The 24,411-nt window shown below is 70.3% G+C and carries 22 protein-coding genes; 11 read left to right on the top strand and 11 right to left on the bottom strand.

The features are described from left to right. Window positions 1-20 precede the first annotated feature (20 nt). Genes KD1_RS04695 through KD1_RS04685 form a run of 3 tightly spaced genes read right to left on the bottom strand, consistent with a single transcriptional unit; the run spans window position 21 to window position 3,445 of the window. A complete protein-coding gene (locus KD1_RS04695) occupies window positions 21-701 on the bottom strand; it encodes a response regulator transcription factor (protein WP_068398256.1) in 681 nt (226 codons plus the stop codon). Beyond that, window positions 694-2,679, bottom strand: a complete 1,986-nt coding sequence (locus KD1_RS04690; RefSeq protein ID WP_217995798.1) for a histidine kinase — start codon at window positions 2,677-2,679, stop codon at window positions 694-696. Before KD1_RS04690 ends, KD1_RS04695 begins: the two co-directional genes overlap by 8 nt. A gap of 55 nt (window positions 2,680-2,734) precedes the next feature. Continuing rightward, the gene (locus KD1_RS04685) at window positions 2,735-3,445 is read right to left on the bottom strand and encodes a hypothetical protein (protein WP_068398250.1); all 711 of its coding nucleotides are present in this window, start codon (window positions 3,443-3,445) and stop codon (window positions 2,735-2,737) included. A 158-nt stretch (window positions 3,446-3,603) separates the two neighbouring features. On the opposite strand from KD1_RS04685, the gene KD1_RS16495 reads away from it, so the two are divergent. Beyond that, window positions 3,604-3,759, top strand: coding sequence for a hypothetical protein (locus tag KD1_RS16495; RefSeq protein WP_157073173.1), 156 nt, complete (start codon window positions 3,604-3,606; stop codon window positions 3,757-3,759). Between the two features lie 6 nt (window positions 3,760-3,765). Here the strand turns inward: KD1_RS16495 and KD1_RS17310 are convergent, their stop codons facing one another. After that, complete coding sequence (locus KD1_RS17310) at window positions 3,766-5,202, bottom strand: GNAT family N-acetyltransferase (RefSeq protein WP_245627280.1); 1,437 nt, start codon at window positions 5,200-5,202, stop codon at window positions 3,766-3,768. Then, entirely contained in the window at window positions 5,202-5,537 is a 336-nt protein-coding gene (locus KD1_RS04670; RefSeq protein ID WP_068398247.1) for a YnfA family protein, read from the bottom strand. The genes KD1_RS17310 and KD1_RS04670 overlap by 1 nt, the downstream gene beginning before the upstream one ends. Before the next feature lie 39 nt (window positions 5,538-5,576). On the opposite strand from KD1_RS04670, the gene KD1_RS04665 reads away from it, so the two are divergent. Then, window positions 5,577-5,906 carry a TfoX/Sxy family protein gene (locus KD1_RS04665; protein WP_068398243.1) on the top strand — a complete coding sequence of 110 codons (330 nt, stop codon included), beginning with the start codon at window positions 5,577-5,579 and terminating at the stop codon, window positions 5,904-5,906. Window positions 5,907-6,018: 112 nt separating this feature from the next. Here the strand turns inward: KD1_RS04665 and KD1_RS04660 are convergent, their stop codons facing one another. Genes KD1_RS04660 through KD1_RS04650 form a run of 3 tightly spaced genes read right to left on the bottom strand, consistent with a single transcriptional unit; the run spans window position 6,019 to window position 8,264 of the window. After that, on the bottom strand, window positions 6,019-6,831 hold the full coding sequence (locus KD1_RS04660; RefSeq protein ID WP_068398240.1) for a hypothetical protein: 813 nt from the start codon (window positions 6,829-6,831) through the stop codon (window positions 6,019-6,021). Between the two features lie 21 nt (window positions 6,832-6,852). Next, on the bottom strand, window positions 6,853-7,914 hold the full coding sequence (locus tag KD1_RS04655) for a cation diffusion facilitator family transporter (protein ID WP_068398237.1): 1,062 nt from the start codon (window positions 7,912-7,914) through the stop codon (window positions 6,853-6,855). Next, window positions 7,911-8,264, bottom strand: a complete 354-nt coding sequence (locus KD1_RS04650; protein WP_068398234.1) for an ArsR/SmtB family transcription factor — start codon at window positions 8,262-8,264, stop codon at window positions 7,911-7,913. Before KD1_RS04650 ends, KD1_RS04655 begins: the two co-directional genes overlap by 4 nt. 66 nt (window positions 8,265-8,330) lie before the next feature. Here KD1_RS04650 and KD1_RS04645 point away from each other — a divergent pair, with 66 nt between their 5' ends. The 5 genes from KD1_RS04645 (at window position 8,331) to KD1_RS04625 (ending at window position 14,598) form a co-directional block, all read left to right on the top strand. Continuing rightward, window positions 8,331-9,221 carry a LysR family transcriptional regulator gene (locus KD1_RS04645; protein ID WP_068398230.1) on the top strand — a complete coding sequence of 297 codons (891 nt, stop codon included), beginning with the start codon at window positions 8,331-8,333 and terminating at the stop codon, window positions 9,219-9,221. 142 nt (window positions 9,222-9,363) lie between these two features. After that, entirely contained in the window at window positions 9,364-10,761 is a 1,398-nt protein-coding gene (locus KD1_RS04640) for an MFS transporter (protein ID WP_068398227.1), read from the top strand. An 11-nt stretch (window positions 10,762-10,772) separates the two neighbouring features. Next, entirely contained in the window at window positions 10,773-12,494 is a 1,722-nt protein-coding gene (locus tag KD1_RS04635) for an acyl-CoA dehydrogenase family protein (protein WP_068398225.1), read from the top strand. Then, on the top strand, window positions 12,487-13,722 hold the full coding sequence (locus KD1_RS04630; protein ID WP_083542089.1) for a CaiB/BaiF CoA transferase family protein: 1,236 nt from the start codon (window positions 12,487-12,489) through the stop codon (window positions 13,720-13,722). Before KD1_RS04635 ends, KD1_RS04630 begins: the two co-directional genes overlap by 8 nt. Before the next feature lie 6 nt (window positions 13,723-13,728). Further along, entirely contained in the window at window positions 13,729-14,598 is an 870-nt protein-coding gene (locus KD1_RS04625) for a LysR family transcriptional regulator (protein WP_068398222.1), read from the top strand. Here KD1_RS04625 and KD1_RS04620 read toward each other — a convergent pair. Beyond that, window positions 14,541-15,494 carry a LysR family transcriptional regulator gene (locus KD1_RS04620; protein WP_068398219.1) on the bottom strand — a complete coding sequence of 318 codons (954 nt, stop codon included), beginning with the start codon at window positions 15,492-15,494 and terminating at the stop codon, window positions 14,541-14,543. The genes KD1_RS04625 and KD1_RS04620 overlap by 58 nt on opposite strands. A gap of 150 nt (window positions 15,495-15,644) precedes the next feature. Between KD1_RS04620 and KD1_RS04615 the strand changes: the two genes are divergently transcribed. From KD1_RS04615 to KD1_RS04600, 4 genes are all read left to right on the top strand, one after another. Next, on the top strand, window positions 15,645-16,547 hold the full coding sequence (locus KD1_RS04615; protein ID WP_169795337.1) for an acyl-CoA thioesterase: 903 nt from the start codon (window positions 15,645-15,647) through the stop codon (window positions 16,545-16,547). A gap of 115 nt (window positions 16,548-16,662) precedes the next feature. After that, window positions 16,663-17,979, top strand: coding sequence for an MFS transporter (locus KD1_RS04610; RefSeq protein ID WP_068398213.1), 1,317 nt, complete (start codon window positions 16,663-16,665; stop codon window positions 17,977-17,979). A gap of 20 nt (window positions 17,980-17,999) precedes the next feature. After that, window positions 18,000-19,703, top strand: a complete 1,704-nt coding sequence (locus KD1_RS04605; RefSeq protein ID WP_217995797.1) for a class I adenylate-forming enzyme family protein — start codon at window positions 18,000-18,002, stop codon at window positions 19,701-19,703. A 123-nt stretch (window positions 19,704-19,826) separates the two neighbouring features. Beyond that, window positions 19,827-20,318: a beta-class carbonic anhydrase gene (locus KD1_RS04600; RefSeq protein WP_068398210.1), complete on the top strand. Its 492-nt coding sequence runs from the start codon at window positions 19,827-19,829 to the stop codon at window positions 20,316-20,318. Here KD1_RS04600 and lysX read toward each other — a convergent pair. Beyond that, complete coding sequence (lysX, locus tag KD1_RS04595; protein ID WP_068398207.1) at window positions 20,279-23,578, bottom strand: bifunctional lysylphosphatidylglycerol synthetase/lysine--tRNA ligase LysX; 3,300 nt, start codon at window positions 23,576-23,578, stop codon at window positions 20,279-20,281. The two genes, KD1_RS04600 and lysX, sit on opposite strands and share 40 nt — an antisense overlap. Next, window positions 23,575-24,372, bottom strand: coding sequence for a thioesterase family protein (locus KD1_RS04590; RefSeq protein ID WP_169795336.1), 798 nt, complete (start codon window positions 24,370-24,372; stop codon window positions 23,575-23,577). The genes lysX and KD1_RS04590 overlap by 4 nt, the downstream gene beginning before the upstream one ends. Window positions 24,373-24,411 lie beyond the last annotated feature (39 nt).

The raw sequence follows: 24,411 nt of genomic DNA, 5'->3' as shown, positions 1-24,411 counted from the left end.
CGGGTTCAGCCGACGACGAGTCACTCCGGGGCACAGCCGAGGCCCTGGTCGCGAGCCGCGACGATCGCAGCCGAGCGGTCCGCAGCCCCGATCTTGGTCAGGACGTTGGCCACGACATTGCGCACCGTCTTCGGGCTGAGCACGAGCCGCCGCGCGATGGTCGGGTTGTCGTAGCCGCGCGCCACGAGGTCGAGCACTTCACGCTCACGAGCGGTGAGATCGGGGAATGGGACGCGAACGGCGCTCCGACCCGCCGTGACCGTCGACAGCGCCCGGGCCGCGATCTTGGGCCCGAGAATGACCTCGTCATTGGCCACCGCGCGCAAGGCCCGCTCGATCTCCTCCGGCGACGCCCCTTTCAGCAAGTAGCCGCGAGCACCCGCCCGCAAGGCCGCGACCACCGACTCGTCATCCTCCTGCATCGTGATGACGAGCACGCGTACCGCGGGATCGTCGTGGACGATGCGGCGGGTCGCCTCGATGCCCGAGTCCTCGCCGAGATGGAGGTCCATGAGCACGACGTCGACGGCGGCACCGGCCACGACCGCGACTGCTTCTGCCTCATCAGCCGCCTGACCGACCACCTCTACACCGGGCAGGGAGCCGAGCAGCGCGGCCATGCCCAGCCGAAAGACAGGGTGATCGTCGACCACGACCACCCGGATCGCCGTGGCGCGGGTGACGCTGGAATCCTCACTCATCGCTGCTCCTGTCCGGGATCACGGCACGCACCACCGTGCCGCCACCGGCCCTTGGCGAGACGGTCAGGGTGCCACGCTGCTCCTGGGCCCGCTCACGCATCGAGCGGGTGCCGACACCGGGCACCGCGGTGGACGGGATGCCGCAACCATCGTCGCGCACCTCCAATACGAGGCTGCCGCCGGCTTCCAGACGACCCTCGATCCAGGCATGCCGCGCGCCGCTGTGGCGGTGGACGTTCGTCAACGCCTCGCTGGCGATGCCGTAGAGCGCCGCCGCGAGAGCTGCGTCCAGTTCCGGCGGAAGCTCGGTGACGACCTCGACGGTCAGCTCCGTCTCGTCGTGCCGCGCGGCCAGTTCATGCAGGGCTGCGGCGAGGCCGAGCTCGTCGAGCACCGGCGGTAGCAGGTGGTGGGACAGTTCGCGGGTCTGCTGAACCAGATCGTCCAGTTGGGTCTGCAAGGCGGTCAGGAGTTCGCCGGCGGTGGCATCGTCGCGACCAAGCAGGTTCCGTGCGCCCTGAAGACCGAGTCGGAGTCCGGCCAGCGACGGCCCGAGCCCATCGTGGATCTCCCGGCGGATGACACGACGCTCCTCGAGTCGTGCCCGCGTCAGTCTGGCGCGAGCCTGCTCGACCTGGCGGGCCTGCTGCCGCACCGCCAACGCCGCCGCCGCGACCGCGCCGAACTCGGCGAGCATCCGTTCCCCACGCGATCCCAGGGACTCACCGGCGGGGGCGGTGACCTCGAGGGTGCCGACGCGTTCGCCGCGGTGGATCAACGGCACCGAGGTCGGTGTCGAGGTGGGTTCGCCCCAACGGGCCGGGGCCACTTTGGGGGCGCGGAGCGTGACCGATTCGAGCCGCAATCCCGTCCCCAGATCGCGGGCCAGCCCGGTGAACAGGTCGTCGGCGCTGCCGGCCCCGCCCATGCGGTTACCCCACCGCTGCACCAGCCCCGATGGGTCGCTGGCCGCGGCCCCGTAGACGAGTCGGTGCACGCGCCCACCGAGCCAGATACGTGCCGGCTGAACGGCGATGACGACGATGCCGGCGCCGATGAGGTGAGCCGCGCCCTGGCCGGGCAGGATCGTGGCCAGCACCAGGGTCACGACGAGGTACAGCACGAGCAGACCCACCGCCAGCAGCGCCGAGAGGGTGGCCCGGCTGACGACCAGGCCCAGCCCCCACATGCGCCCGCGCAGAACCGCCACGAGAACGGCCGCGGGGAATACCGCCTGCGAGGCGAGATGCAGGGCGGGCATGGTCGCGATCGGCACGGACCAGACACCGGGTGGCACGGCCAGCGGCAGGAAGGACACGGCGAGGATCAGCGTGCCGAGGGCCAGCCAGGCCAGCCCGTTGCGTTCCTCGACCGGACCGTAGCGGTGGCGCCAGGCGACGACGGCGGCCGTGATGACACCGAAGACACAGACGGCGATGTACAACTGCGGATCCCACCGGCCGCCGAGGAGGATGCGCTGCGCCTCCATGGCGACCACGAGTCCGACGCCGGCGACCAACCCGATGGCCTCCCAGCGGAGCACGTGGTCGCGGACGAGCCACGGCACGACGAGGAACAGCGCGAGGGTGCCCGGCACCCACGCGGTGTTCTGCAACTGGACGACGAGCGGCAGTTCCGGCAGCCCGGGGTGGCGACTCGTGAACACCATCCAGGCGTAGCCCAGGGCAGCCAGCCCGCCACCGATCGCGGCCAGCGCGAGCAGCCACGGCACGGGGTGTCGGCGTCGCGACAACGTCACCGCGGCGACCGTCCCGTACACCGCGGCCACCGTGACGTCCACGGCGAAGAACCACGTGCCGAGGTCGATCGGTGCGCGAGCGGTCACGACCAAACCGGTCGCGACGACCGCCAACGCCCAAGCGGCGACCGCGATGGCGGTCGCCGCTCGGGGCAGCCCGGTGGCCGGGTGCGGCGTCAGTGTCGTGTCCATCCTCGGGGCAGCGTAGGACTCGGACATCTGGTTGTCCCTCCGATTGCCGGATCTGGGTGGGCACCTCGCGCAGGAAGGTCGCTCAGGCACGGACGACGCGGTCACCGAACAGGAATCCCAGCCCGACGACGGCCACCAGCACCGGACCGGTGAACCCGGCCATGTACTGCAGCGGGGAGAGGCCGAACAGCAGGGTCAGCCCACCGAGCACGGCTCCGACCCACCCGAGCCACAGGGGAACGGCGCCCTGCCGCAGCCCGGCGAAGGCCAGGGCCACGCCGGTGATCCCGGAACCGACCCAGAGCCACGGGATGGTGCCGACCCAGTGGCCGTACATCACCGCGGCCTCGGGAACGAGCGCGGTGCCCGGGTCGGCGACCGCAAAGATGAACTCGGTGTTCAGGCCGGTGCCCATGAGTCCGGCCACGGCGGTCAGCATGAGACCGCCGGCCGCGACGTCGGGCAAGAGGCTGCCCGGGGCTGAGGACGTGGACAGCCGGTGTCGCAACCCGGCCGCGAACACAATCAGCAGCACGGTCGCAACCATCATGGCCGTGTGGAAGACGAGCATGTTCGTCGTGAGCTCGCCCAGTCGCGTCACGATCGCGGCGGGGTCGCCCTGAGAACTCGGGGAATACACCGCGTCGATGCTCATCGAGGCGATGATGCCGATGGCACCAGCGACCCCGGCGACCGCCCCGGTCAGGGCCCAGGCCCGTCCACGCGGCTGGCGCGGAGCATCGTCGGCGATCCGAGAGTAGCCGGACTGCGTGTGGTCGAGTGTGTTGGTCATGGTGGTGTCCTTGGGTTCGGGGACCGGTGTCTCCGGCCCGTCCTGAAGGGGTGTTTCCCGACAACCACGACAGTGCTGCGCCCGGCGTCCCGGGCAACAGGGCGGACAGCCCGACTTTCCGGGCAACTCTCGGGCGCTTGAGCTTCCGCCTCCGTACATTGACACTCATCGATAAGTGGGCGACGGCGTGCGTCGAGAACGTCGAGTTCCGCAAGGGCTACCTCAAGCAGTTGCCGGCCGACCTCGAGGCCCGCCCCACGCACCGGGTGCACGCGTCGGCCTCGTCGGCGATCATCCGCGCCGTTCGGACCTGACCGGGTTCAACGCAGCTCGGCGCGTACCTGGACCAGCGAGCGGACCTGCCTGCCGGTGGCGTCGATGTTGGCATCGTCGAGCCATTCCTCCAGGGCACCCGCGACCCGTGGCCACTCGGCATCGGTGATCGAGAACCAGGTCGTGTCCCGGTTACGCCCCTTGGTGACGAGCGCCTGCCGCATCGTGCACTCCTCGACGAACCCGAGGCGCAGCGCCGCCCGACGTGACGGGGCGTTGAGACTGTCGCACTTCCACTCGTACCGGCGGTAGCCGAGGTCGAACGCGTGCCGGGCCAGCAGATACTGCACCTCGGTCGCCGCACAGGTGCGCTGCAGCCGGGGCGAATAGAGCACATAGCCCACCTCGAGGGAGCCGAGTTCGGGCTGGATGCGCAGGTAGCTCACCCGGCCGAGAAACTCCCCGCTCGCGACATCGAGGATCGCGTAGGCAACGGTGCCGGGCGCGGGCTGCGTCAGGGCGGTCGCGGCGGCAAGATCGGCGGGTGGTTCGTCACCGAGGTAGGTCCACACCGCCCGCTCGCGACCCAACTCGAGCAGCGCCGGGGCATGGGCGGAGCGCAGTGGCTCCAGGCGCACGAATCGCCCCTGGAGCGGGTCGCCGGTCGGGGCGCGGGCACCGTGCCAGTCCACGCTGGGGCCGACGGGTTGGCCGAGGGCGTTCGTCTCGATGACCCGCGTCGCTTGACGGAGCGCCGTGGGCGCGGGTGTGGTGTGCTGCCCCACCTCGGCATCCATGCGAGACCCGGCCGCACGAAGCTCCGCCAGTCTGTGTCGTTGACGACCGCGCGCGTCGACGTTGGCGTCGTCGAGCCACGCCCTGAACGCGGCCGCGATCCGCGGCCACTCGAGGTCGGTGATGGAGAACCAGACCGTGTCACGGCTGTGCCCCTTGTTCACCAGCCCGTTGCGGAACGTGCCCTCGTCGACGAAGCCCAGCCGCTCGGCCGCGCGGCGCGACGGCGCGTTGAGGGCGTCGCAGCGCCACTCGTAGCGGCGGTAGCCGAGGTCCTCGAAGACGTGCCTGGCCAGGAGGTACTGCACCTCGGTGGAGGCGCGGGTCCGCTGCAGAGCCGGGTCGTAGACGATGCCGCCGACCTCGATCGACCCGACCTGGGGCTGGATGCGCAGGTACCCGGCACGGCCGAGGAACCGCCCGGTGGTCCGATCGATGATCGCGTACGTGATCCAGCCGTCGCGCGGGCCGGTCTTGGCGAGCGCCTCGTCGAACGTGGTCGGAGCGTCGTCGCCGAGGTAGGTCCACAACTCGCGGTGGCGAGCGAGGTCGAGCAGCGCCGAGGCATGCTCGGCGGCCAGCGGCTCGAGGCGCACGAAGCGGCCCTCGAGGGTCTCGCCCTCGGGGGTCCGCGCGCCCAACCACGCGACCGGATCGCCGATGGGCTGGCCGAGGTCGTTGAGTCGCATCACGCGCTGCGCGGGGCGTACATGATCAGGGCCACCCCGACGAGGCAGATGAGCGCGCCGGTGACGTCCCACCGGTCCGGGCGGAAGCCGTCGACGACCATGCCCCACAGCAGCGATCCGGCGACGAAGACGCCGCCGTAGGCCGCGAGGATCCGCCCGAAGTTGGCGTCCGGCTGGAGGGTGGCGACGAAGCCGTACAGGCCCAGGGCGATCACGCCGGCGCCGATCCACAGCCAGCCGCGGTGTTCGCGCACGCCCTGCCAGACCAGCCAGGCCCCACCGATCTCCGCGATGGCGGCGAGGATGAAGAGCGGCACGGAGCGCAGGATGTCCATGGACGTCGATTCTGGCAGTGACGTCGGCATACTGAGTTCGTGGCGTACGACGAGGAACTGGCCAATCGGATTCGGACCGCGCTTTCCGAGGTGGAGTACACCGAGAAGAGGATGTTCGGCGGGCTCGGGTTCATGGTCGGCGGCAACATGGCGGTGGCGGCCGGGTCGAACGGCGGGATGATGCTGCGCGTCGATCCCGCTCGGAGTGATGCCTTGGTAGAGGCACCGGGCGTCGAGAAGATGGTCATGCGCGGTCGAGCGATGGACGGCTGGCTGGACATCGCGCCCGCGGCCGTCGCCGGCGACGACGAGTTGGCCCGCTGGGTCGGCGTCGGCGTGACGTACGCGTCGTCGTTGCCGCCGAAGTAGGCCGATCCGGGCCTCCTGCGCCCCGCGAGAACGGCAGCGTCACACCTAAGGCGGCAGCGTCACAGGTTATTACGTGCCACCTTGGCCCGCTTCCTGTGACGCTCGACCGAACTCACACATCGGAGGCGGGGCCGTGTCTCCCTCGATAGCCCGCGCGTGAGCCCTTCATGGCCCGCCATGTGCCAACGCAGGCGAGCGCGACGACCGCCCCGGCCGCCGCCCACGCCTGCCACACCCTGGTGTGAATCCACAGACTGGTCGCCACCGAGTCCTCGGAGGCCGGCAGCGACAGCGGCTGAGGCCGCCACCCGGCGCGCACCGTCGAACCCTCACCCACCGCGCTCCACGGTTCGACGAGGCCACCGAGTCGGATGCCGTTGCGCACGACGCTCCGGTCATCGCTGACCCATCGCCCGGTGGGGCCGGGCCCGCATCGTCGAGGCAGGGCAGCGCGGCCGACCGTGCCGCACATGGACGACGTCTGGGTGAAGGTTCCCCAGACCACTGGAGCGTCGCGCTGCACCCAGAAGACGACCCCGTTGCCGGCGAACCACGCGAACAGCAGTCCTGTGATGATGAAGAAGGTCACCCGACCCGAGGCCGTTGCCGTGGGCCTGGCGGTGGGGTTCGAGTCGCGGTCGTCACGCTCGCGTCGCCACTGACGTCGCTTCCACCACAGGAACACGGCCGCGCCCACGGCCGCCGCCCAGGGAACCCAGAGGGCTTCGGCTGGAAGTGGGGTCTTGCCCTCGCCCGGGCCGTCCGCGCGGGACAGCCACATATCGACGCCGACGCCGATCAGCGCGATCACCGCCACGGCGAGAAGGATCTGCAACGCCACCCGACCGACTTGCCGCAGCAGGGTCAGGGCACGCTGGACGACCGGTGGCGCGCCCTTCCCCCATGTCCGGTCGCGCAGCGTCATGAAACCATCCTGAACTGCCGACTAGGAGCCGTGGCTCCCGGGCTCGTGGATCGGATAGGCGTGCACGGTCGCGGCGACGAGGTTGGGCACGGCCCCGCGCAGGTCATCCTCCGCGCGGTGCGCCAACTCATGCGCCTCCTGCAACGGCATCGCCGGATCGACGTCGAGCTCGGCATCGGCGTGCAGCTCGTGACCGATCCAGCGCATCCGCACGCGGCGCACCTCGCTGACTCCCGGCACCGCCGCCAGCGTGGTCTCGGCCGTCTCCAGCAGACTCGGCTCAACGCCGTCCATCAGTCGCCGGAACACCTCGCGCGCCGCCGTCCGCAGCACCATGAGAATCGCTGCGGTGATGACCAGACCAATCGCCGGGTCCGCCCAATCCCAGCCGATCGCGACTCCGCCCGCGCTGACCAACACCGCGAGTGAGGTGAACCCGTCGGTGCGCGCGTGGTAGCCATCGGCCACGAGCGCCGCCGACCCGATCGCCTTGCCCTCACGGATCCGGAACAACGCCACCGCCTCGTTGCCGAGGAATCCGAACAGGCCGGCGAGCGCCACCCAACCGACGTGGTCCATGGGCGCCGGGTGGAGCAACCGGTCGATCGCCTGCCACCCGGCCAACACCGCGGAGAGGGCGATCATCGCGATGACGAACAGCCCCGCCAGGTCCTCGGCCCGGCCGAATCCGTAGGTGTAGCGCTTCGTCGCGGCGCGCCGGCCGAGGACGAAGGCGATCCACAGCGGGATCGCGGTCAACGCGTCGGAGAAGTTGTGGATCGTGTCCGCCAGCAGCGAGACCGACCCGGAGAAGTACACGATGACGAGCTGCACCAGTGCGGTGATGCCCAGCATGACGAGCGAGATCTTGACAGCTCGAATGCCGCGCTCGCTCGAGGTGAGGGCGTCGTCGATCGAGTCGGCGGCGTCGTGGGAGTGCGGGCGCAGCGCGTGGGTCAATCGACCCCACAGACCGGAGGCGTGCTCGTGCGGGTGATCGTGCGCGTCTCCGTGGTCATGGGGATCGCCGTGGTCAGGCTCGTGATCGTGGTGGTGGTGGACGTCGTGCTGGTCGGTGCTCATCGCTCCCCCTGCTGGCGGTGGTGCGCGGGCACCTCATCGGCGGCATGCTCGGCGTTCTGGATCGCGTCGGCCACGAGCCGGGCGACGTGATCGTTCTCGACGCGGTAGAACACCTGGTTGCCCTGGCGCCGCGTACGCACCATGCGCGCCATGCGCAGCTTGGCCAGATGCTGCGACACCGCCGGACCGGGCTTCCCTACTCGCTCCGCGAGTTCGTTCACGGGCAGCTCGTCATCACGCAGGGCCCACAGCAGCCGGATACGCGTGCCGTCGGCGAGCATGCGAAAGACCTCGACCGCAAACTCGACCTGCTCCGGTGGCGGGGTGATCGATTGCGTATCTGCATCCATACGCAGATACTACACCCGTGGAACGGGCCGCGCCCCATCCCGCACCAGCCATGCCACGCTGACCCCATGGAGCTTCGTCATCTCGAGGGGTTCATCGCCGTCGCCGAGGAACTGCACTTCGGTCGCGCCGCGGCTCGCCTGCACATGGCCCAACCGCCGCTGAGCCAGCAGATCAAGTTGCTCGAACGCGACCTCGGCGCGGTGCTCTTCGAGCGGAGCACCCGCTCGGTCCGGCTCACTCCGGCCGGTGAGGCGCTGCTCGGCCCGGCCCGTGACGTCCTCGCCGCGGCCGGGGTCGCGCGTCGGTCGGTGCGCGCCGCGGTGGCCGGCGAGGTCGGTCGCGTGACCATCGGCTTCGCCGGCGCGAGCAGTTACGACGCCCTCCCCCGGCTGACCCGAGAGATCACGGCCCAACTGCCGGGCATCGACCTGGTCCTGCGGAGCCAGACCTATTCCGGCGAGGCCCTCGGCCAGATCGCCTCTGGTGATCTCGACCTTGGATTCGTCTCGTACGTCGAACGCCCGGACGTCTCGATGCGCGTCATCAGTCGGGAGGAGTTGGTCGTCGCGCTGCCCAGCAGCCATCGCCTGGCGCTCCACGAAACCATCGACCTCGCCGAACTGGCCGGAGAACCGTTCGTGACGTTCCCCGCCGCGCATGGCTCCGCGATCCACGAGGCGACGCTGCGCCATTGCCTGACCGCCGGCTTCGCCCCACGCGTCGCGCAGGAGGCACCCGATGCCTACAACCTGCTCACCCTCGTCGGCGCGGGTGTCGGTGTCGCCCTCGTGGTCGACTCCGCGCGCCACATCCAACTCGAACACGTCGCCTTTCGTCGGCTGCACGGCCCCGCCATCATCCTGCCCATCGCCTTGGCCTGGCGAGCCAACGCGGCATCAACGGCCCTGCAGCGCGTCCTCGAGGTGGCCGAAGAGGTGCTCCCCACTCCAGATTGAGACTATATCCGTCATTCCGACCACGACATTTAGTGTTGGACAGGAATCAATGACGGCGGCCATGGTGGTGCATGTTCCCGAACGACGGTGATCGTCCGATCACGTCGGGGATCTTCGACCAGAGCAAAGGAGCTCCCCCATCATGTCCAGCAGCAACACCTCACCGGCTCCCCTCGACGATCCGCCAACGCCGTCCCCGGCGGAGGCGCGCAAGGCCGGCATCACCGCGTTCGTCGGCACGACCGTCGAATGGTTCGACTTCTACATCTACGGCTCCGCCGCCGCACTCGTGCTGGGCAAGGTCTTCTTCCCCACCGACAACGCCGCCATCGGCACCCTCGCCGCCTTCGGCACCTTCTGGGTCGGTTTCCTGGCCCGGCCGTTGGGCGGCATCATCTTCGGCCACTTCGGCGACAAGTACGGGCGCAAGAAGTCCCTCGTCGCGACCCTGCTCATCATGGGTGTCTCGACGATCGGCATCGGACTCCTTCCCAGCTACGCCACGATCGGTGCCGCCGCACCCATCCTGCTCATCCTGTTGCGCATGCTCCAGGGCGTCGCCGTCGGCGGCGAATGGGGCGGAGCGGTGCTCATCGCCACCGAGTACGCCCCGCCCGGCAAGAAGATCCTCTACGGCGCGTTCGCCCAGCAGGGATCGCCGGTCGGCAACCTCCTCGCCACGCTCTCGTTCCTCGCCGTCACCCAGCTCTCCGACGCCGCGTTCGGTTCCTGGGGCTGGCGCCTGCCCTTCCTCGCCTCGGCGCTGCTGATCCTCGTCGGCCTGTTCATCCGGTTGCGTCTCAAGGAGACCCCGGAGATGACCCAGTTGCTCGAAAGCAAGCGCACCGCCGCCCTGCCGATCACCGAGATCCTCAAGAACCACCGCACGATCGTTCTGCTGGGCTGCGGCGCGGTCACGGCCGGTGTCGCCGTCACGTACGTCAAGACGACGTTCGCGCTGTCCTGGGCAACCACGGAACTCGACTTCGGGCGATCCGACTTCCTCGCCGTGATCTCCATCGCGCTGGTCATCCAGGTCATCGTCCAGCCCTTCGGCGCAGTGCTCGCCACCAAGGTCGACCTGCGCAAGGCCGTTCTGCTCATGCTGCTGCCCGAGCTCATCCTCCTGCCGCTGATGTTCGTGCTCATCAACACCGGATCGATGTTCTGGGCCATCGTCGGAATGGGCCTGGCCACCTTCCCCCACGCGATGTGCTACTCCGCCGTCGCCGGGATCCTCTCCCAGGTGTTCCCGCCCGACGTGCGCTACACCGGCATCTCGCTCAGCTACCAGCTCAGCACGACGATCTTCGCCGGCACCGCGCCGCTGGTCTCGCAGTTCCTCCTCACCCAGACCGGCTCGATCGTCAGCGTCGTCATCCTCGGCCTCGCCTACGTGCTCATCTCCATCGTCAGCGTGCTCGCGCTCATCGCCCGCACCTCCGGACGGGCCCGCCACGGGCAGCCCGCCGAGGTCAGCGACAGCACCACCGCCAGCACGGCCAATGTCATTCCGCCCACCACCAGCACCGCCCTCTGAAAGGACCCACCATGAACTTCGCCGACCGCGACCCCGCCCTGCGTCCCCTGCTCGACTCCCTCCTCTCACCAGCCGACCGTGCCCGCATCGAGCCCGTCATCGCTGAACTGGGCGCGGTGGCTGCCGACGAGATCGACGCCCTGGCCGCGACCGCCGACCGCAACCAACCGCAGCTCCGCCAATTCGACCGTGACGGTCAGCGCATCGACGAGATCGACTACCACCCCTCGTACGAGCGCATGTGCGACCTGGCCTACGGTCGCTACGGTCTGGCCGCGATGTCCCACCACGGAGGCGTGCACGGCTGGGAGACCAAGACGCCGGCCATCATCAAGTACGCCCTGTCGTACCTGTTCGTCCAGTCGGAGTTCGGCCTCATGTGCCCGGTCTCGATGACCGACTCCGCCGCCCGCGTGCTGCGCCTGTTCGACCCGGAGAACTTCCCCGACGAGATCGCCGCGCTGAGCAGCACCGACATGGACACCCTGGCCACCGGAGCGATGTTCATGACCGAGCGGCAGGGCGGCACCGACGTCGGCCTGACCGACACCATCGCCACCGACCACGGCGACCACTGGACCCTCGCCGGTGACAAGTGGTTCTGCTCCAACGTCTCGGCCGACGTCATCCTCACCCTGGCTCGCGTTCCCGGGCAGGGCGAGGGCACCCGCGGCCTGGGCATGTTCCTCGTGCCCAAGCACCGCCCCGACGGCAGCCGCAACGCCTACCGGATCAACCGACTCAAGGAGAAGCTCGGCACGAAGTCGATGGCCAGCGGTGAGGTGACCCTCGAGGGCGCCTGGGCTCGCCCGGTCGGCGACCTGACCCGCGGGTTCCTCCAGATGGCCGAGATGCTCAACGTCTCGCGCCTGTCCAACGCGATGCGCGCGAGCGGGCTCATGCGCCGCGCGGTGCGCGAATCGATCGACCACACCCGCGAGCGCGTCGTGTTCGGCAAACCGCTGTTCGACCAGCCGCTGATGCGAGCCACGCTGCTGCCGCTCATGGTGGACGCGGAGGCCGCGCTCGGCATGGTCTTCGAGGCAGCGCTCCAGTTGGAGGCCTCCGACGCCGGCGACGAGACCGCCCGCACGCTCATCCGTATCCTGACCCCCATGGCCAAGCACACGATCTGCAAGCGTGCCCGGACCGTGACCGGTGAGGCGATGGAGGTCCGGGGCGGCAACGGCTACATCGAGGACTGGGTCAATGCCCGTCTGGTCCGCGACTCCCACCTGGGTTCGATCTGGGAGGGGTCATCCAACGTCATCGCCCTCGACGTGCTGCGCTCCATGAACCGCAAGCAGGCGCACGTCACCCTCGTCGACACGTTCGTGACCCGACTCGACGCGCTCACCGACCCGGCCGTGCGACCCGCGGCCGACGTCCTGCGGCGCCGGTGGGAGGACCTGCTGGAGCGCAGCCAGGAGATCCTCGCGGCGTCCGCCTTCGACCAGGAGGCAGCGGCCGGGGCGCACACCGACGACCTGAGCCACACCGTCATGGCCACCCTGCTGCTCGAGCAGGCGCAGCGCGAGATCGCCGCGGGCCTAGGGCACCGCAAGCTGCTCGTCGCCCACACGTACCTGCAGCGACTCCTCACCGGCACCCTCCTCGGCGCTCCGGCCCTGCACCACCTCGAGGTGGTCGCCGACGGCGGGTCGGTGGACGCCGACACCGCCGCGGAGGCCTTCGCCTTCGCCACTCGGGCGGAGGTGAGCGCGGGTGTCTGAGCAGACGAGTCCTCACACGACGGCTCCGTCACCGTCGGCCGACCAGCCTGTCGGCCCGCTGGCGGGGATCCGGGTCGTCGACCTCTCGAAGATCCTCGCCGGGCCGTACGTGACCATGTCGCTGGCCGACATGGGCGCCGATGTCATCAAGGTCGAGCACCCCGACGGCGGCGACCCGACCCGCCAATGGGGTCCGCCGTTCAACGGCCCGGATGCGACGTACTACCTGTCGACGAACCGGAACAAGCGGTCGGTGACCCTCGATCTGAAGTCGCCCGAGGGCAAGGAGGCCGTGCACCGGCTCATCGCCCAGGCCGACGTCGTCGTCGAGAACTTCCGGCCCGGGAGCTCGCTGCACCGCGACTACAGCTTCGAGAAGCTCTCCGAGCAGTACCCCTCGCTGGTCGTGCTGCACATCTCCGCCTTCGGAGAGTCGGGCCCGATGCGGCTCGAGCCGGGGTACGACATGGTCGCCCAGGCCTCGGCCGGGCTGATGTCGTTGACCGGTGAGCCGGACGGCCCGCCGCTCAAGGCCGGGTTCGCCATGGCCGACCTCAGCGCGGCGCTGTTCGGCACCATCGGCCTGCTCGCCGCCCTCGTCGAGCGGGGGCGTACCGGTCGCGGTCAGTACGTGACGACCTCGTTGTACGAGACGCAGCTCGCGTTGCACATCAACTGGGGCACGGGCTACTTCGCGACCCGCGAACGGCCGCGTCGACTGGGCTCCGGACACCCCAATCTCGTGCCGTACCAGGCCTATCCGGCCTCCGATGGCTACTTCGTCATCGCCGTGGGCAACGAGGTCATGTGGCGCAGTCTGTGCACGACCATCGACCGGGCCGACCTGCTCGAGGACCCCCGCTTCACGCGCAACGCCGACCGGGTCGTCAACCGCAAGGCCCTCAATGCCGAGCTCGAGGCCACGCTCGCGACGCAGACCGTCGAGCACTGGTGTCGGGTGCTGGGTGAGGCGTCGGTGCCGACCACACCGATTCGGTCGTTGGACGAGATCTACGCCTCCGAGCAGACCGCAGCCCTGGGGATGATCGGGACGGTCGAGCACCCGCAGGCCGGCGATCTGGAGCAGATTCGTTTCCCGGTGATGTTCCGCGGTGAGCGGCCGGAACTGCGCACTGCCCCGCCGACCCTGGGGCAGCACAGCCGGGAGATCCTCGCCGAGATCGGGTACGACGACGCCGAGATCGACGCGCTCCTCGCCCCCCAGTGAGGGTTCATGGACCTGCGAACCCTGTCGTACTTCGTCGCCGTGGCGGAGCACGGTGGGGTCACCCGGGCGGCCAAGGCACTGTTCATCGCGCAGCCGTCCCTCTCCCGGGCCATCCACGGCCTTGAGGCGGAGGTGGGCGCCGACCTGTTCGAGCGAACCCCTCGAGGAGTCCAGCTCACCGCCGCCGGTGAGGCCCTGCTGGGGCCGGCTCGTACCGCGCTCCGCGAGGCGGAGGGTGCCCGCCGAGCCGTGGACGAGGTACAACGGCTGGAGCGCGGTCGGCTCACCATCGCGGCGGATCCGACCCTGACGGTGACCAGGCTTCCCGAACAGGCCGGGGCGCTGCGCTCCCGCCACCCCGGGGTGACCCTGTCGGTCGAGGACCCCGGCGGCGCCGGCGGCGTCGTCGACGCCGTGCTCAGGGGCCACGCGGAGGTGGGTCTGCTCCCGCTGACCGCCGATACCGGACGTCTGGTGCAACACCGACTGTGGACCGAGCGGACCGTCCTCGTGGTCCCCGAGGCCATTGCCACGGACCTGCCCGACCCGATTCCCATCGAAGCGGTGCGGGCCCTCCCACTCGTGCTCGAGGTCGATGACCACCTCGCCCCGGTCGTGTCCGACCCCGTCCTGACCACGGCCATCGGTGAGGTCGCCGTGCGTTGTGTCCACCGAGCCGCGGTCTGGGATCTCGTGGGCCGAGGAGCGGGTGCGACCCTGGTCCCCGAGCGGCTCGCACAGCGGCTGTTGACGCACGTCCCGCACCGGCGGCTCGACCCCGACCCCACGTACCCGGTCGGGGTCATTCACCGACCCGGTCAGCTCTCGCCGGCGGCCTCCGCGTTCACCAGGCTCGCGCTGGCCGAGGCCGACTGACCCGCCTCCCGAGCAAGAGCGACGAAGGCGGCTGCCGCCGGGGAGAGCCTGGCCGGGTCGAGGACCAGGCCGAAGGGACGCAGCAGCGGTGGCGTGAGTGCCCGGACCTGCGCGCCCCGAGCCCGCGCCAAACCGGCCAGCCCACGCTCGAGGAACGTGCCGCCCACTCCACCCAGGACGAAGGACAGCCGAGCCTCGCGGTTGGTCAGCACGGCCGAGGTCGGGGGTGTCCGCCCCGCCGCGGCCAGGGTCCTGGTCACCTCGTTGGCGAGGGTGTCACCGGCCGGCACGACCACCAGGGGCACGTCGGGAACCTCCTCCCACCCGATCGGATCATGCGCCGGCAGGGGTGTGTCCCCCGGGTAGGCCAGCCAGAACTCCTGGGTGCCAACGGTGACGGTGTCGAGTTGGCGGTCGGTCGGGGTCCTGCGGTGACCGTCCACGAAGGGCAACGGGGCGACGACGAGTTCGGCTCGGCCGTCCATGAGCAGAGAGCGCGTCTTCCGCTCGTCCGCCAGACGTGCGAGGTCCACTTGGACGTGCGGGTGGCGCCGCCGGAAGCGGGCGACGAGTTCAGGCACGGCACCCATGGCGAGCGCCGGCAACACATGGATCTCGAGTCGCCCGTGCAGCGAACCGTCGGCGCTGGGCACGGTCACCGCGGCAGCGTCCACGGCCCGCAGCGTTCGCCGCGCTGCCGGGACCAACGCATGCCCGGCAGCGGTGAGCACCATCCCACCGCCGAGACGTTCGAAGAGTGGCTGGCCAAGTTGACGCTCGAGACTCCGCAGCGCGCCCGAGACGGTGGGAATCGCGGCGTCGAGCGCCGCCGCGGCCCCGGACACCCCGCCGTGATCGGCAACGGCCAAGAAGTAGCGCAGGTGGTGGATGTCCACGTGGCCTCCGGGTCACAGATTCTGGGGAAGGAACCCAGCCTCGCGCACCGCTCACGGTCATGGCCAATACCGATCACCGTAGTCGCTCTGTGTGGATGGATATCAATCCAAGACTGCCCACGGCGCTCCGACAGCGGCACCATGGGCGTGGTGGACCTACGCACGCACACCCCCGAGATGACCATGCCCGAGCTCCTGGACTGTCTGGACCTGGCCTGTGTGGGCGACCCAGCAGCGCCCACGAGTCGGTGGGAGGGTCGACCGCAACCGCACCCGTCCGACCGCATGTTCGGGGGGCTGCTGCTCGCCCAGGCGATCGTGGCCGGCGGACGGACGGTCCCCGTCGGACAGCAGGCGCTGAGCCTGCAGGCCGACTTCGTGCGGGCCGTGCCGCCCGAACGGCCACTGCGGTGGGAGGTGACTCACGTCTCCGACGCCACCTCACTCTCGACCCGCCGAGCCCGGCTTCTCGACGACGACGGACGTGAACTCTTCTCCGCCATGACCCTGTGGGGAGAAGTGCGCGACGACCTGCCCTCGTCGTCCAGCGCGCAGCATTGGCCCAGCCCGCCGCCCGAGGACCTGCTCGACCTCGAGGATCGCTTCCCGGGGGATATTCGCGTGCCGTTGTGGTGGCGCATGTCCAGGCCGGTGCGGGTGCGGCACGCGGTGACCCCGCCCTACACGGAGCTCGGTCCCCGGACGGACCGCGTCACCGCACACCTGCGCACGAAGGGGCCACTTCCCGACGACCGCGTGCTTCGGGCCGCCGTCGTCGCCTACGTCAGCGACATGTGTCTGATCGAGCCGGCGTTTACGACGGCGAAGGCGATCCGGCATGCGCCCGGCTCGCGCATTCTCAGCCTCACCCATGCCCTGACCTTCCACGCGGACGTGCACCTCGACGCGTGGCACCAGTACGACTGCCGTGTCGCCACGGTCGCCCACGGACGTGCACACGGGACCGGCGAGCTCTTCGATGGTGACGGTCGGCACGTGGCCTCGGCATCTCAGCTCGCACTGGTGCGGCTGGGGGCCATGCCCTCTGCCTAACGGCGCGTGCGCCGACGGGTCTTTGTCCTACCCCGCCGATCCACCCCAGAGTGGATCTGCCACCGCCGGGCGCCGTGCCCGCCGAGCCAGGCACCGAGTTTGCAAGGAGGCAAACATGGCTCTCACCACCACCGCGCCGCCCGACGTCACACCGCACGCCCCACGGGACTCCTCGCGGGTCACCGCGTGGGGTTTCACCGGACTTCTGGTCGGCCTCTACGTCATCAACTGGGCCGACAAGGCGGTCTTCGGATTGGCCGCGCAACCGCTGGCCGAGGATCTGGGCTTGAGCGCCTCGCAGATCGGGTTGGTGGGGAGCGCCTTCTTCCTCGCCTTCACCATCGGCGGATTCCTGGCCGGGCTGCTCAACCGTTGGTTCGCGTTGCGCTGGTCCCTGGCCCTCCTCGCCATCGGATGGGCGGTGGCCATGTTCCCGCTCGTGATCTCCGGCACCTTCACCGTGCTCCTGCTCTCGCGGATGCTGCTCGGCTTCCTCGAGGGGCCCTCGAGCGCGTTGGTCCACACCGCCGTCTATTCGTGGCACCCGCCGGCCAAGCGAGCCGTCCCCTCCGCCTGCATCACCGCCTGCGCCTCGGTCTCCAAGTTCGCGATCGCCCCGTTGCTGGCGCTGCTGATGGTTCGTCACGGCTGGCAGTCGGCCTTCGTTCTGCTCGCCGCGGTGGGTCTGCTGTGGACCCTCGTGTGGCTGCCCACCTGGCGGGTGGGCCCGTACGGGTCCGACAAGTCGACCGCAACCAGCGTCGGCAGCGAGGTCGACCAGCCCCAGGTGCCGTGGGTCAAGGTGCTCACGTCGAAGACGTTCGTCGCGGCGTCCCTGGCCGTCATGCCCATGTACGCGCTGGTGTCGGTCATCCTCACGTGGCTGCCGTCGTACCTGGAACTCGGGCTGGGCTACAGCCGGGTGCGGGCCGGGGTCATCTTCGGTTTCCCCAGCATCGCGGCGCTGGTCGTGATGGCGCTGCTCACCCCGGTGGCTGACCGGCTGATCGGGCGCGGCACGTCTGCGCGATTGGTCCGGGGCGTCGTGCCGGGCGTCTTGCTGCTGGTGTGTGGCCTCGCCATGGCTTTGTTGCCCTACATCTCGACCCCGGTCATCGCGGTCGCCGTCATCACGATCGGCTATGGGTTCGGGGCCAGTATCTTCCCGCTCATCAACGCCGGGCTCTCCCAGATCGTCGGGCCGCGTCAACTCGCCGGCACGCTGGGGATCTTCCTGGCGATTCAGTCGATCGGAGGTCTCGTGTCGCCCTACGTGACGGGCCTGATCGTCGCCGCCTCCGCCAGTGCCGCGGAGGGGTACGGGCGGTCCTTCCAGCTGTTCGGGGTGCTGGCCGTGCTCGGCGCCGTGGCCGCCATGGCGCTGATCGACCCCGACCGTGACCGCACCCGCCTGCTCGGCGCCACGCACTGACCTCGATTCCGGAGAGAGCGATGCCCACCATGATCAGCGATGACCTTGCACACGGCCCCGAGCACACCACGGGGTACTGGCCCACGGGGGTCCCGCGCCACCTCGAATACCCCGACCACACGGTCGCTGACCTGCACACCTGGGCCTCGGCCCGGTATGGCGATCGGCTCGCCGTGGTTGACGGAGCGCAGTCGCTCACCTTTGCGCAGCTCCACGCCTTGGCCTGCCGGATCGCCCACGGGCTGCGTGGACAGGGCGTGCAGCCGGGCGATGCCGTGCTCCTCCACCAGCCCAACTCGATGTGGTTCCTGCCCACATACTTCGGGATCCACCTGGCCGGCGCGATCGTGGTGCCGACCAACCCGCTCCAGCCCGAGGCCGTCCTGCGTCATCAGATCGCCCTGACCGGTGCCACCGCTGCGATCTCCCACCCGGCGCACGCCCACGCGCTGGCGGAGACGGCCGTGGGCACCTCGATCGGCACCCTCGCTGTGGTCCCCGCAACCACGGCGGCACCCGGGAGGGCCGACCTACCGGACGGCGTGATCTCGATCGACGACCTCATCGAGGGTCAACCCGTCACCCGCCCGCAGGTACCCACCACCGACGGCGACATTGCCCACCTGGCCTTCACCGGCGGCACCACAGGAGTGCCGAAGGCCGTGCGGATGTTGCATCGCAACATCGTCGCGAACGTCGCCCAGATGGTGGCGTGGCGGTCAGGGCACACGCTCGGTGGCCGAGGCGGGCAGGTGGCGCTCACCCCACTGCCGGGTGTCGACGACCCGCCGGTGGCCCCGGGCGCGTGTTCGACGGTCGTGGTCTCACCGCTGTTCCACACGCATGCGCTCGTCAACATGACGTGGCTGCACCTGTGCGGCGCAACGCACGTGCTCCTCGGGCGCTTCGACGCTCCGCTCATGCTCGACCTCATGGATCGACACCAGACCACCTACGTCACGGGCAGCCCCACGATGTGGCACGGCCTCGTCGCGGCGGCCGCCGGGCGCGACCACGACTTCGGATCGCTGCGGGTGGTGGCGACGGGCGCGGCCCCGACCGACGCACCCACGCTCGCCGCGCTGGCGAAACTGTTTCCACGTGCCGTGACGGTGGAGAGTTGCGGGCTCACCGAATGCACGTGCCTGGTGAGTGCGGGTGTCGTCGTGCGCGGCGGGCGGAATCAACCTGGTAGCGCCGGGCTGCCGGTGTGCGACACGGAGGTGGAGGCACGCGTCGGGGGGATCGCCGTGGCGCCGGGTGAGCGCGGCGAACTCTGGGTGCGCGGCCCCCAGGTGACGGATGGATACCTCAACCGACCGGCGGAGACCGCGGAGCAGTACGTCGACGGCTGGGTCAACACGGGCGACATCGGGTACGTCGACGACGAGGGCTTCGTTCACATCTCCGACCGCTCGAAGGACATGCTCATCTACAAGGGCTACAACGTGTACCCCCGGGAACTCGAGGCCGTGCTGCTGGAGCACGCGGACGTCGACGCCGCGGCGGTGGTCGGTCGCCCCGCCGGTGCCGTCGGGCAGGAGCCGGTCGCTTTCGTCGTGGGGGTGCCCGGTGCCACGATCGACCCTGACGGCCTCATGGCGCACGTCGCCGCCCGCGTGTTGCCCTATCAGAAGGTGCGGCAGGTGCACGTCGTCGAGGCGCTGCCGAGCAACGCGGCGGGCAAGATCCTCAAGGCCGAGCTGCGCCAGCGCCTCGAGTGATGCCCACCCTCGCCGAGTGATGGTTTCGGGCCGCTTCCCGACGCGTGGGGCGGCCCGAAACCATCACTCGGCGGGTGGGAGTAGCGTGAGACTCCCTCCCCAGCACGACGAAAGGCACCCGACATGACCGTCATCGACGAACTGCTCGACAGCGCCCGCGCGTACGCCGCCTCCTTCGACAAGGGCGACCTGCCCATGCCTCCCGGCCGGCACGTCGCCATCGTCGCCTGCATGGATGCGCGCCTGAACCCCTACGGCCTGCTCGGCCTGTCCGAGGGTGAGGCGCACGTCATCCGCAACGCCGGCGGTGTCATCACCGAGGACGAGATCCGCTCCCTGGCGATCAGCCAGCGCCTGCTCGGCACCCGCGAGATCATGCTCATCCACCACACCGACTGCGGCATGCTCACGTTCACCGACGACGAGTTCAAGGCGCAGATCGAGTCCGACACCGGCATCCGCCCGCCGTGGGCTCCCGAGTCGTTCCGTGACCCGGCCGCCGACGTGCGCCAGTCCCTGGCCCGCATCGCCGCCAACCCCTTCGTCCCGCACAAGGACGTCGTGCGCGGGTTCGTCTACGACGTCTCGAATGGGTCGCTGACCGAGGTCTCCTGACCCGTGGGGCGCACGAACGGGAACGCCAGCACCGACCGGATCGGCGTGTTCGTCACCAGCATGACGAGCCGGTCGATGCCCATCCCCAGGCCACCGCTGGGCGGCATGCCCAGTTCGAGCGCGCGCAGGAAGTCCTCATCGACCTCCATCGCCTCCGGGTCGCCGGCGGCCGCCTTGTGGGATTGCTCCATGAGGCGCGCCCGCTGGTCGACCGGGTCGGTGAGTTCGCTGTACGCCGTGGCCACCTCCATCCCCGCCGCGACAAGGTCCCAACGCTCGACCAGCCCCGGAACCGACCGATGCGGGCGCGTCAACGGAGACGTCGCTTGTGGAAAGTCCACAAAGAACGTCGGATAGGTCGTCGCCGGTTCGACGAGTTCGGAGTACAACTCCTCGATCATCTCGCCGGTCCCCCAGCGCGGGTGCAACCGGACTCCACTCGCGGCGGCGAGACCACGCAACTCCGCCGGTGCCATGTCGATCGTCACCGCAGCGCCGAGCGCCTCGCCGACGGCGTCGAGCACCCGCACGACCGGCCACGGCGCGCTGACATCACGCAACTCCACGCCCACGAGCCCGACCCGGGCCTGCGCGGCGGTCGGCAACGGCAGTACCGGAGCGCCGTGCACGGCCTGCGCGGCCGCCTTGACGAGTCGTTCGGTCACCGCGGCCATGGCCATGTAATCCGCGTTGGGGTGGTAGGCCTCCAGCGCGGTGAATTCCGGGTTGTGGGTGGCGTCGGCCCCCTCGTTGCGGAAGTTGCGGCCCATCTCGAACACAGGCCCGAGCCCCCCGACGAGCAGACGCTTGAGGTACAACTCCGGCGCGATGCGCAGCGACAACTCCAACCCGTACGCGTTGCTCCACGTCTGGAACGGGCGCGCGGTCGCCCCACCGTGCACCGCCTGCAGCACGGGAGTGTCGACCTCGAGATACCCGTCCTCGAGCAGCACCTGTCGCACCGCCGCCACCACGGCCGACCGTTGCCGCAGCAGCGCGGCCTGATCGGGGTGCACCAGCAGGTCGGCCGAACGATCCCGCAGCCGCGCCTGCGCCGATTCGAGCCCGGTGAACGGCACGGGCCGCAGCGCCTTGGCCTCCATCCGCCACCCGGTGACGATGATGCTCGGAGTCCCGTTGCGAGACTCCCCCAAGACCCCCGCCACGCGCACGAGGTCACCGGAGTCGACGAACCGGCGGACCCGGTCGAGCGGCTGCGCGCCACTGCCGGACTCAAGCAGCGCCTGCACCTCGACCCCGGCGTCGGTCAGCGTGACGAAGACGACGCCGCCGTGATCGCGGATCCATCGCACCCGGGCGACCACCTCGACGCTCCGCCCCGCCGCCCACACCCGCGCCAGGTCGGCGAGCGTGTCGGCCGGCTCGCCCCCACCGACCGGATTCGGGTCGAGCCCGGCCTGCCCCATCGCCTGCCACCGGCGACGACGCTCCCGCTCCTGCTGCGTCGCCGCGCGTGTCACGACGGAGTCGAGCGCCGGCAGGTCATCGAGCGCCCGCGCCTGGGCCACGTGGGGCGCGTCGAGTTCACCGCTGCTCACCGGCGCGGTCAGGCTCGGCAGAAACCCCTCGGCCACCCCGGCGGCCCACGCTGCCTGCGGCAATGACGCCGGATCGTCGTACGCATAGAACCGCGTGACCCACGCGGGGTCGAAGCGCCGGTTGAACTCGTAGAGCCGCTCCAGTTGCCAGAAGCGGTCGAGTTGCCCGAGCACGACCGCGAGGCCATTGACGAATGACCCGGCCCCGACCTGCCCGGCGGCCTCGAACGTGTCGCGGAACATGCAGAAGTTCAGCGAGACGCGTTGGACCCCCAGGGTGCGGGCGTGGGTCATCAGATCGCCGATCATCAACTCGGTGACCCCGTTGGGCGCGTCGGGGTTGCGGCGCATGACGTCGAGCGAGACTGCGCTGTGGCCCCACGGCACGAACGAGAGCAGCCCCATGAGGGTGCCGTGGGTGTCACGGGTGAGCACGTGCAGGATGCGCCCGTCGGCGGCGTCACCGGCGCGGTTGAGCGCCATCGAGAACCCGCGGTCGGGTTCGGTCCCGCGCCACGCGTCGGCGCTGCGCGTCACCTCGGTCAGCTCGTCTGGCGACAGTTCCTCCTGACGGGCGAACGACACGACCAGACCGGAGCGCCGTGCGTGCCGGATCGCGCGCACGACCGGTTGCATCGAGGCCTTGCCCAGGTCCCAGGTGGAGGGCGTCAGGACCGCCTCGTCGCCCATGCGCCCCACCCGCAGCCCCGCCGCGGCGTAGGCCTGCGCCCCCGCCTCGCTCGCCGAGATGACGGCGGGCACCCAACCGTGGACACGCGCGTCGGTCAGCCAGGCGCGCACCGCGGCGTCCCACGAGGTGGGCTCGCCGATCGGGTCGGCCGAGGCGATCGAGACTCCGGCAACGACGCGGTACGTCACGGCCGCACGACCGTCGGGCGCAAAGACGGCGTTCTTGTCACGCCGGGTCGCGAGGTAGCCGAGCGAATCGGCCGCGCCGTACCGCTGCAGCAGCGCGCGGATGGCGATCTCGCGGTCCTGGGTCCACGTGCGGGTCGGGCGAGTGGGTCCGAGCAGCACGATGGCGGCCGCCAGGATCGTCAGAGCGGCCATCGCCGCGGTGACGTGGATCAACCACCCCGGGATGCCGAGGTGCTCGGACATCGTCTCCCCGCCGAGCGCTGCCAGCACGGCCCGGGCGACGTCCTCGACGGTCGGTCCCTCGGTCCGGGCGATCTCCATCAGCGCCATCGTCACGGCCACGGTGGCCAACGACCCGACGACGAGGATCATCAACGCCGGACCGGCTCGCCGGATCCGCAGCCGGCCGCGGAACTCCCCACGCACGCGCCACAGCATCCACAGCGCGAACAGACCCGTGACGACAGCGGCCACATCCAGCGCGCGCCCGAACCCGGTGCGCGACTGCCACACCTCGAACCACCCGGTGCTGCCGCGTGGCAACAGCGCCGCCAGCCCGAGCACGATGCCGATCACCTGGAAGGCGGCCACGAGCACCAACCCGACCCGCTTCCGGGCGATCAGCGCGCGCGAGGTCAGCGCGAGCACGACCACGGAGAGCAGCGACTGCGCGACCGGCACGTTGAGCAACCCGAAGGCGCGCTCGGCCCACGTCGTGCCGTGCAACCCGGACGACAGCAGGGTCAGGATCAGCGCGACGGCCGTGGCCACCGCGTAGATCGTCGACAGGGCGCGAGCGGTCCTCGGCCGCGAGGCGGTCATCCGAAGACGGTGACCGTCTGCTGGCTCGTGGCGACCAACCGACCGTCGGTGTCCCAGACCAGGGCCCGGGTGTGGCCGTACCCGTCGTGGGCCCCGTCGGTGCGCACCTGGTAGAACCAGTGGTCGCCGCCGGCCGTGGGCGCCGGGGTCTCGAGCAGGTCGACCGTCCACGCCAGCGTGCTCGCCGGCACGCGCTCGGTGAGCATCGGCGTGATCGCCGGAGGCCAGGCGTCGATGAGCGCGACGAGGTGTTCGACCTCGAACTCGGCGACGGTCTCGTCCAGGCGCATCCATCCGGAGAAGTCGGGCTCGGCCGACCCGGAATACGGGAAACCGCCCTGGGTGGGGTGCAGCGCCACCTTGGCGAAGAAGTCCGGGGTCGCGCCGGGCATGTACGGCAACCGCATGACGGACTCGACCGCGGGTGCTTCGGGGTGCGGGGTCCGGGCTCCCGCATCGAGTCGGACCGCACTGGTGCGGTTCGACGCGAACGCCGCCTGGGCCGTGGCGGCGACGACATCGTTCTGGATGAGCGAGCCGCGCAGCAGGGTGGCCGACTTGCCCGTGCGCAGCACGTCGACCTCGATGCGGGCGGGGCCGGGCGCGACCGGAGCGACGAACACAACCGAGATCGTGCGCAGGGGCGTGGTCGGGTCGGCCAGTTCTCCGCGCATGCGGGCCACCAGGAGACCGGCGACGACGCCGCCGAACGTGGCGCGCCCCTGGCCCCAGCCCTCTTCGACGACCACATCGGGCCCGGCGAACGCGGCGCCGGTCATGTCCTCAAGACTCATGGGCCCCATCTTGCACCCCTCCGGCTCGAACCCCCTCGC

The sequence above is a fragment of the Kribbia dieselivorans NBRC 106261 genome (assembly GCF_001552435.1).
GTDB classification, from domain to species: Bacteria; Actinomycetota; Actinomycetes; order Actinomycetales; family Dermatophilaceae; genus Kribbia; species Kribbia dieselivorans.
Note: the sequence above shows the minus strand (reverse complement) of the source record. Positions and strands in the feature narration are given on the sequence as shown.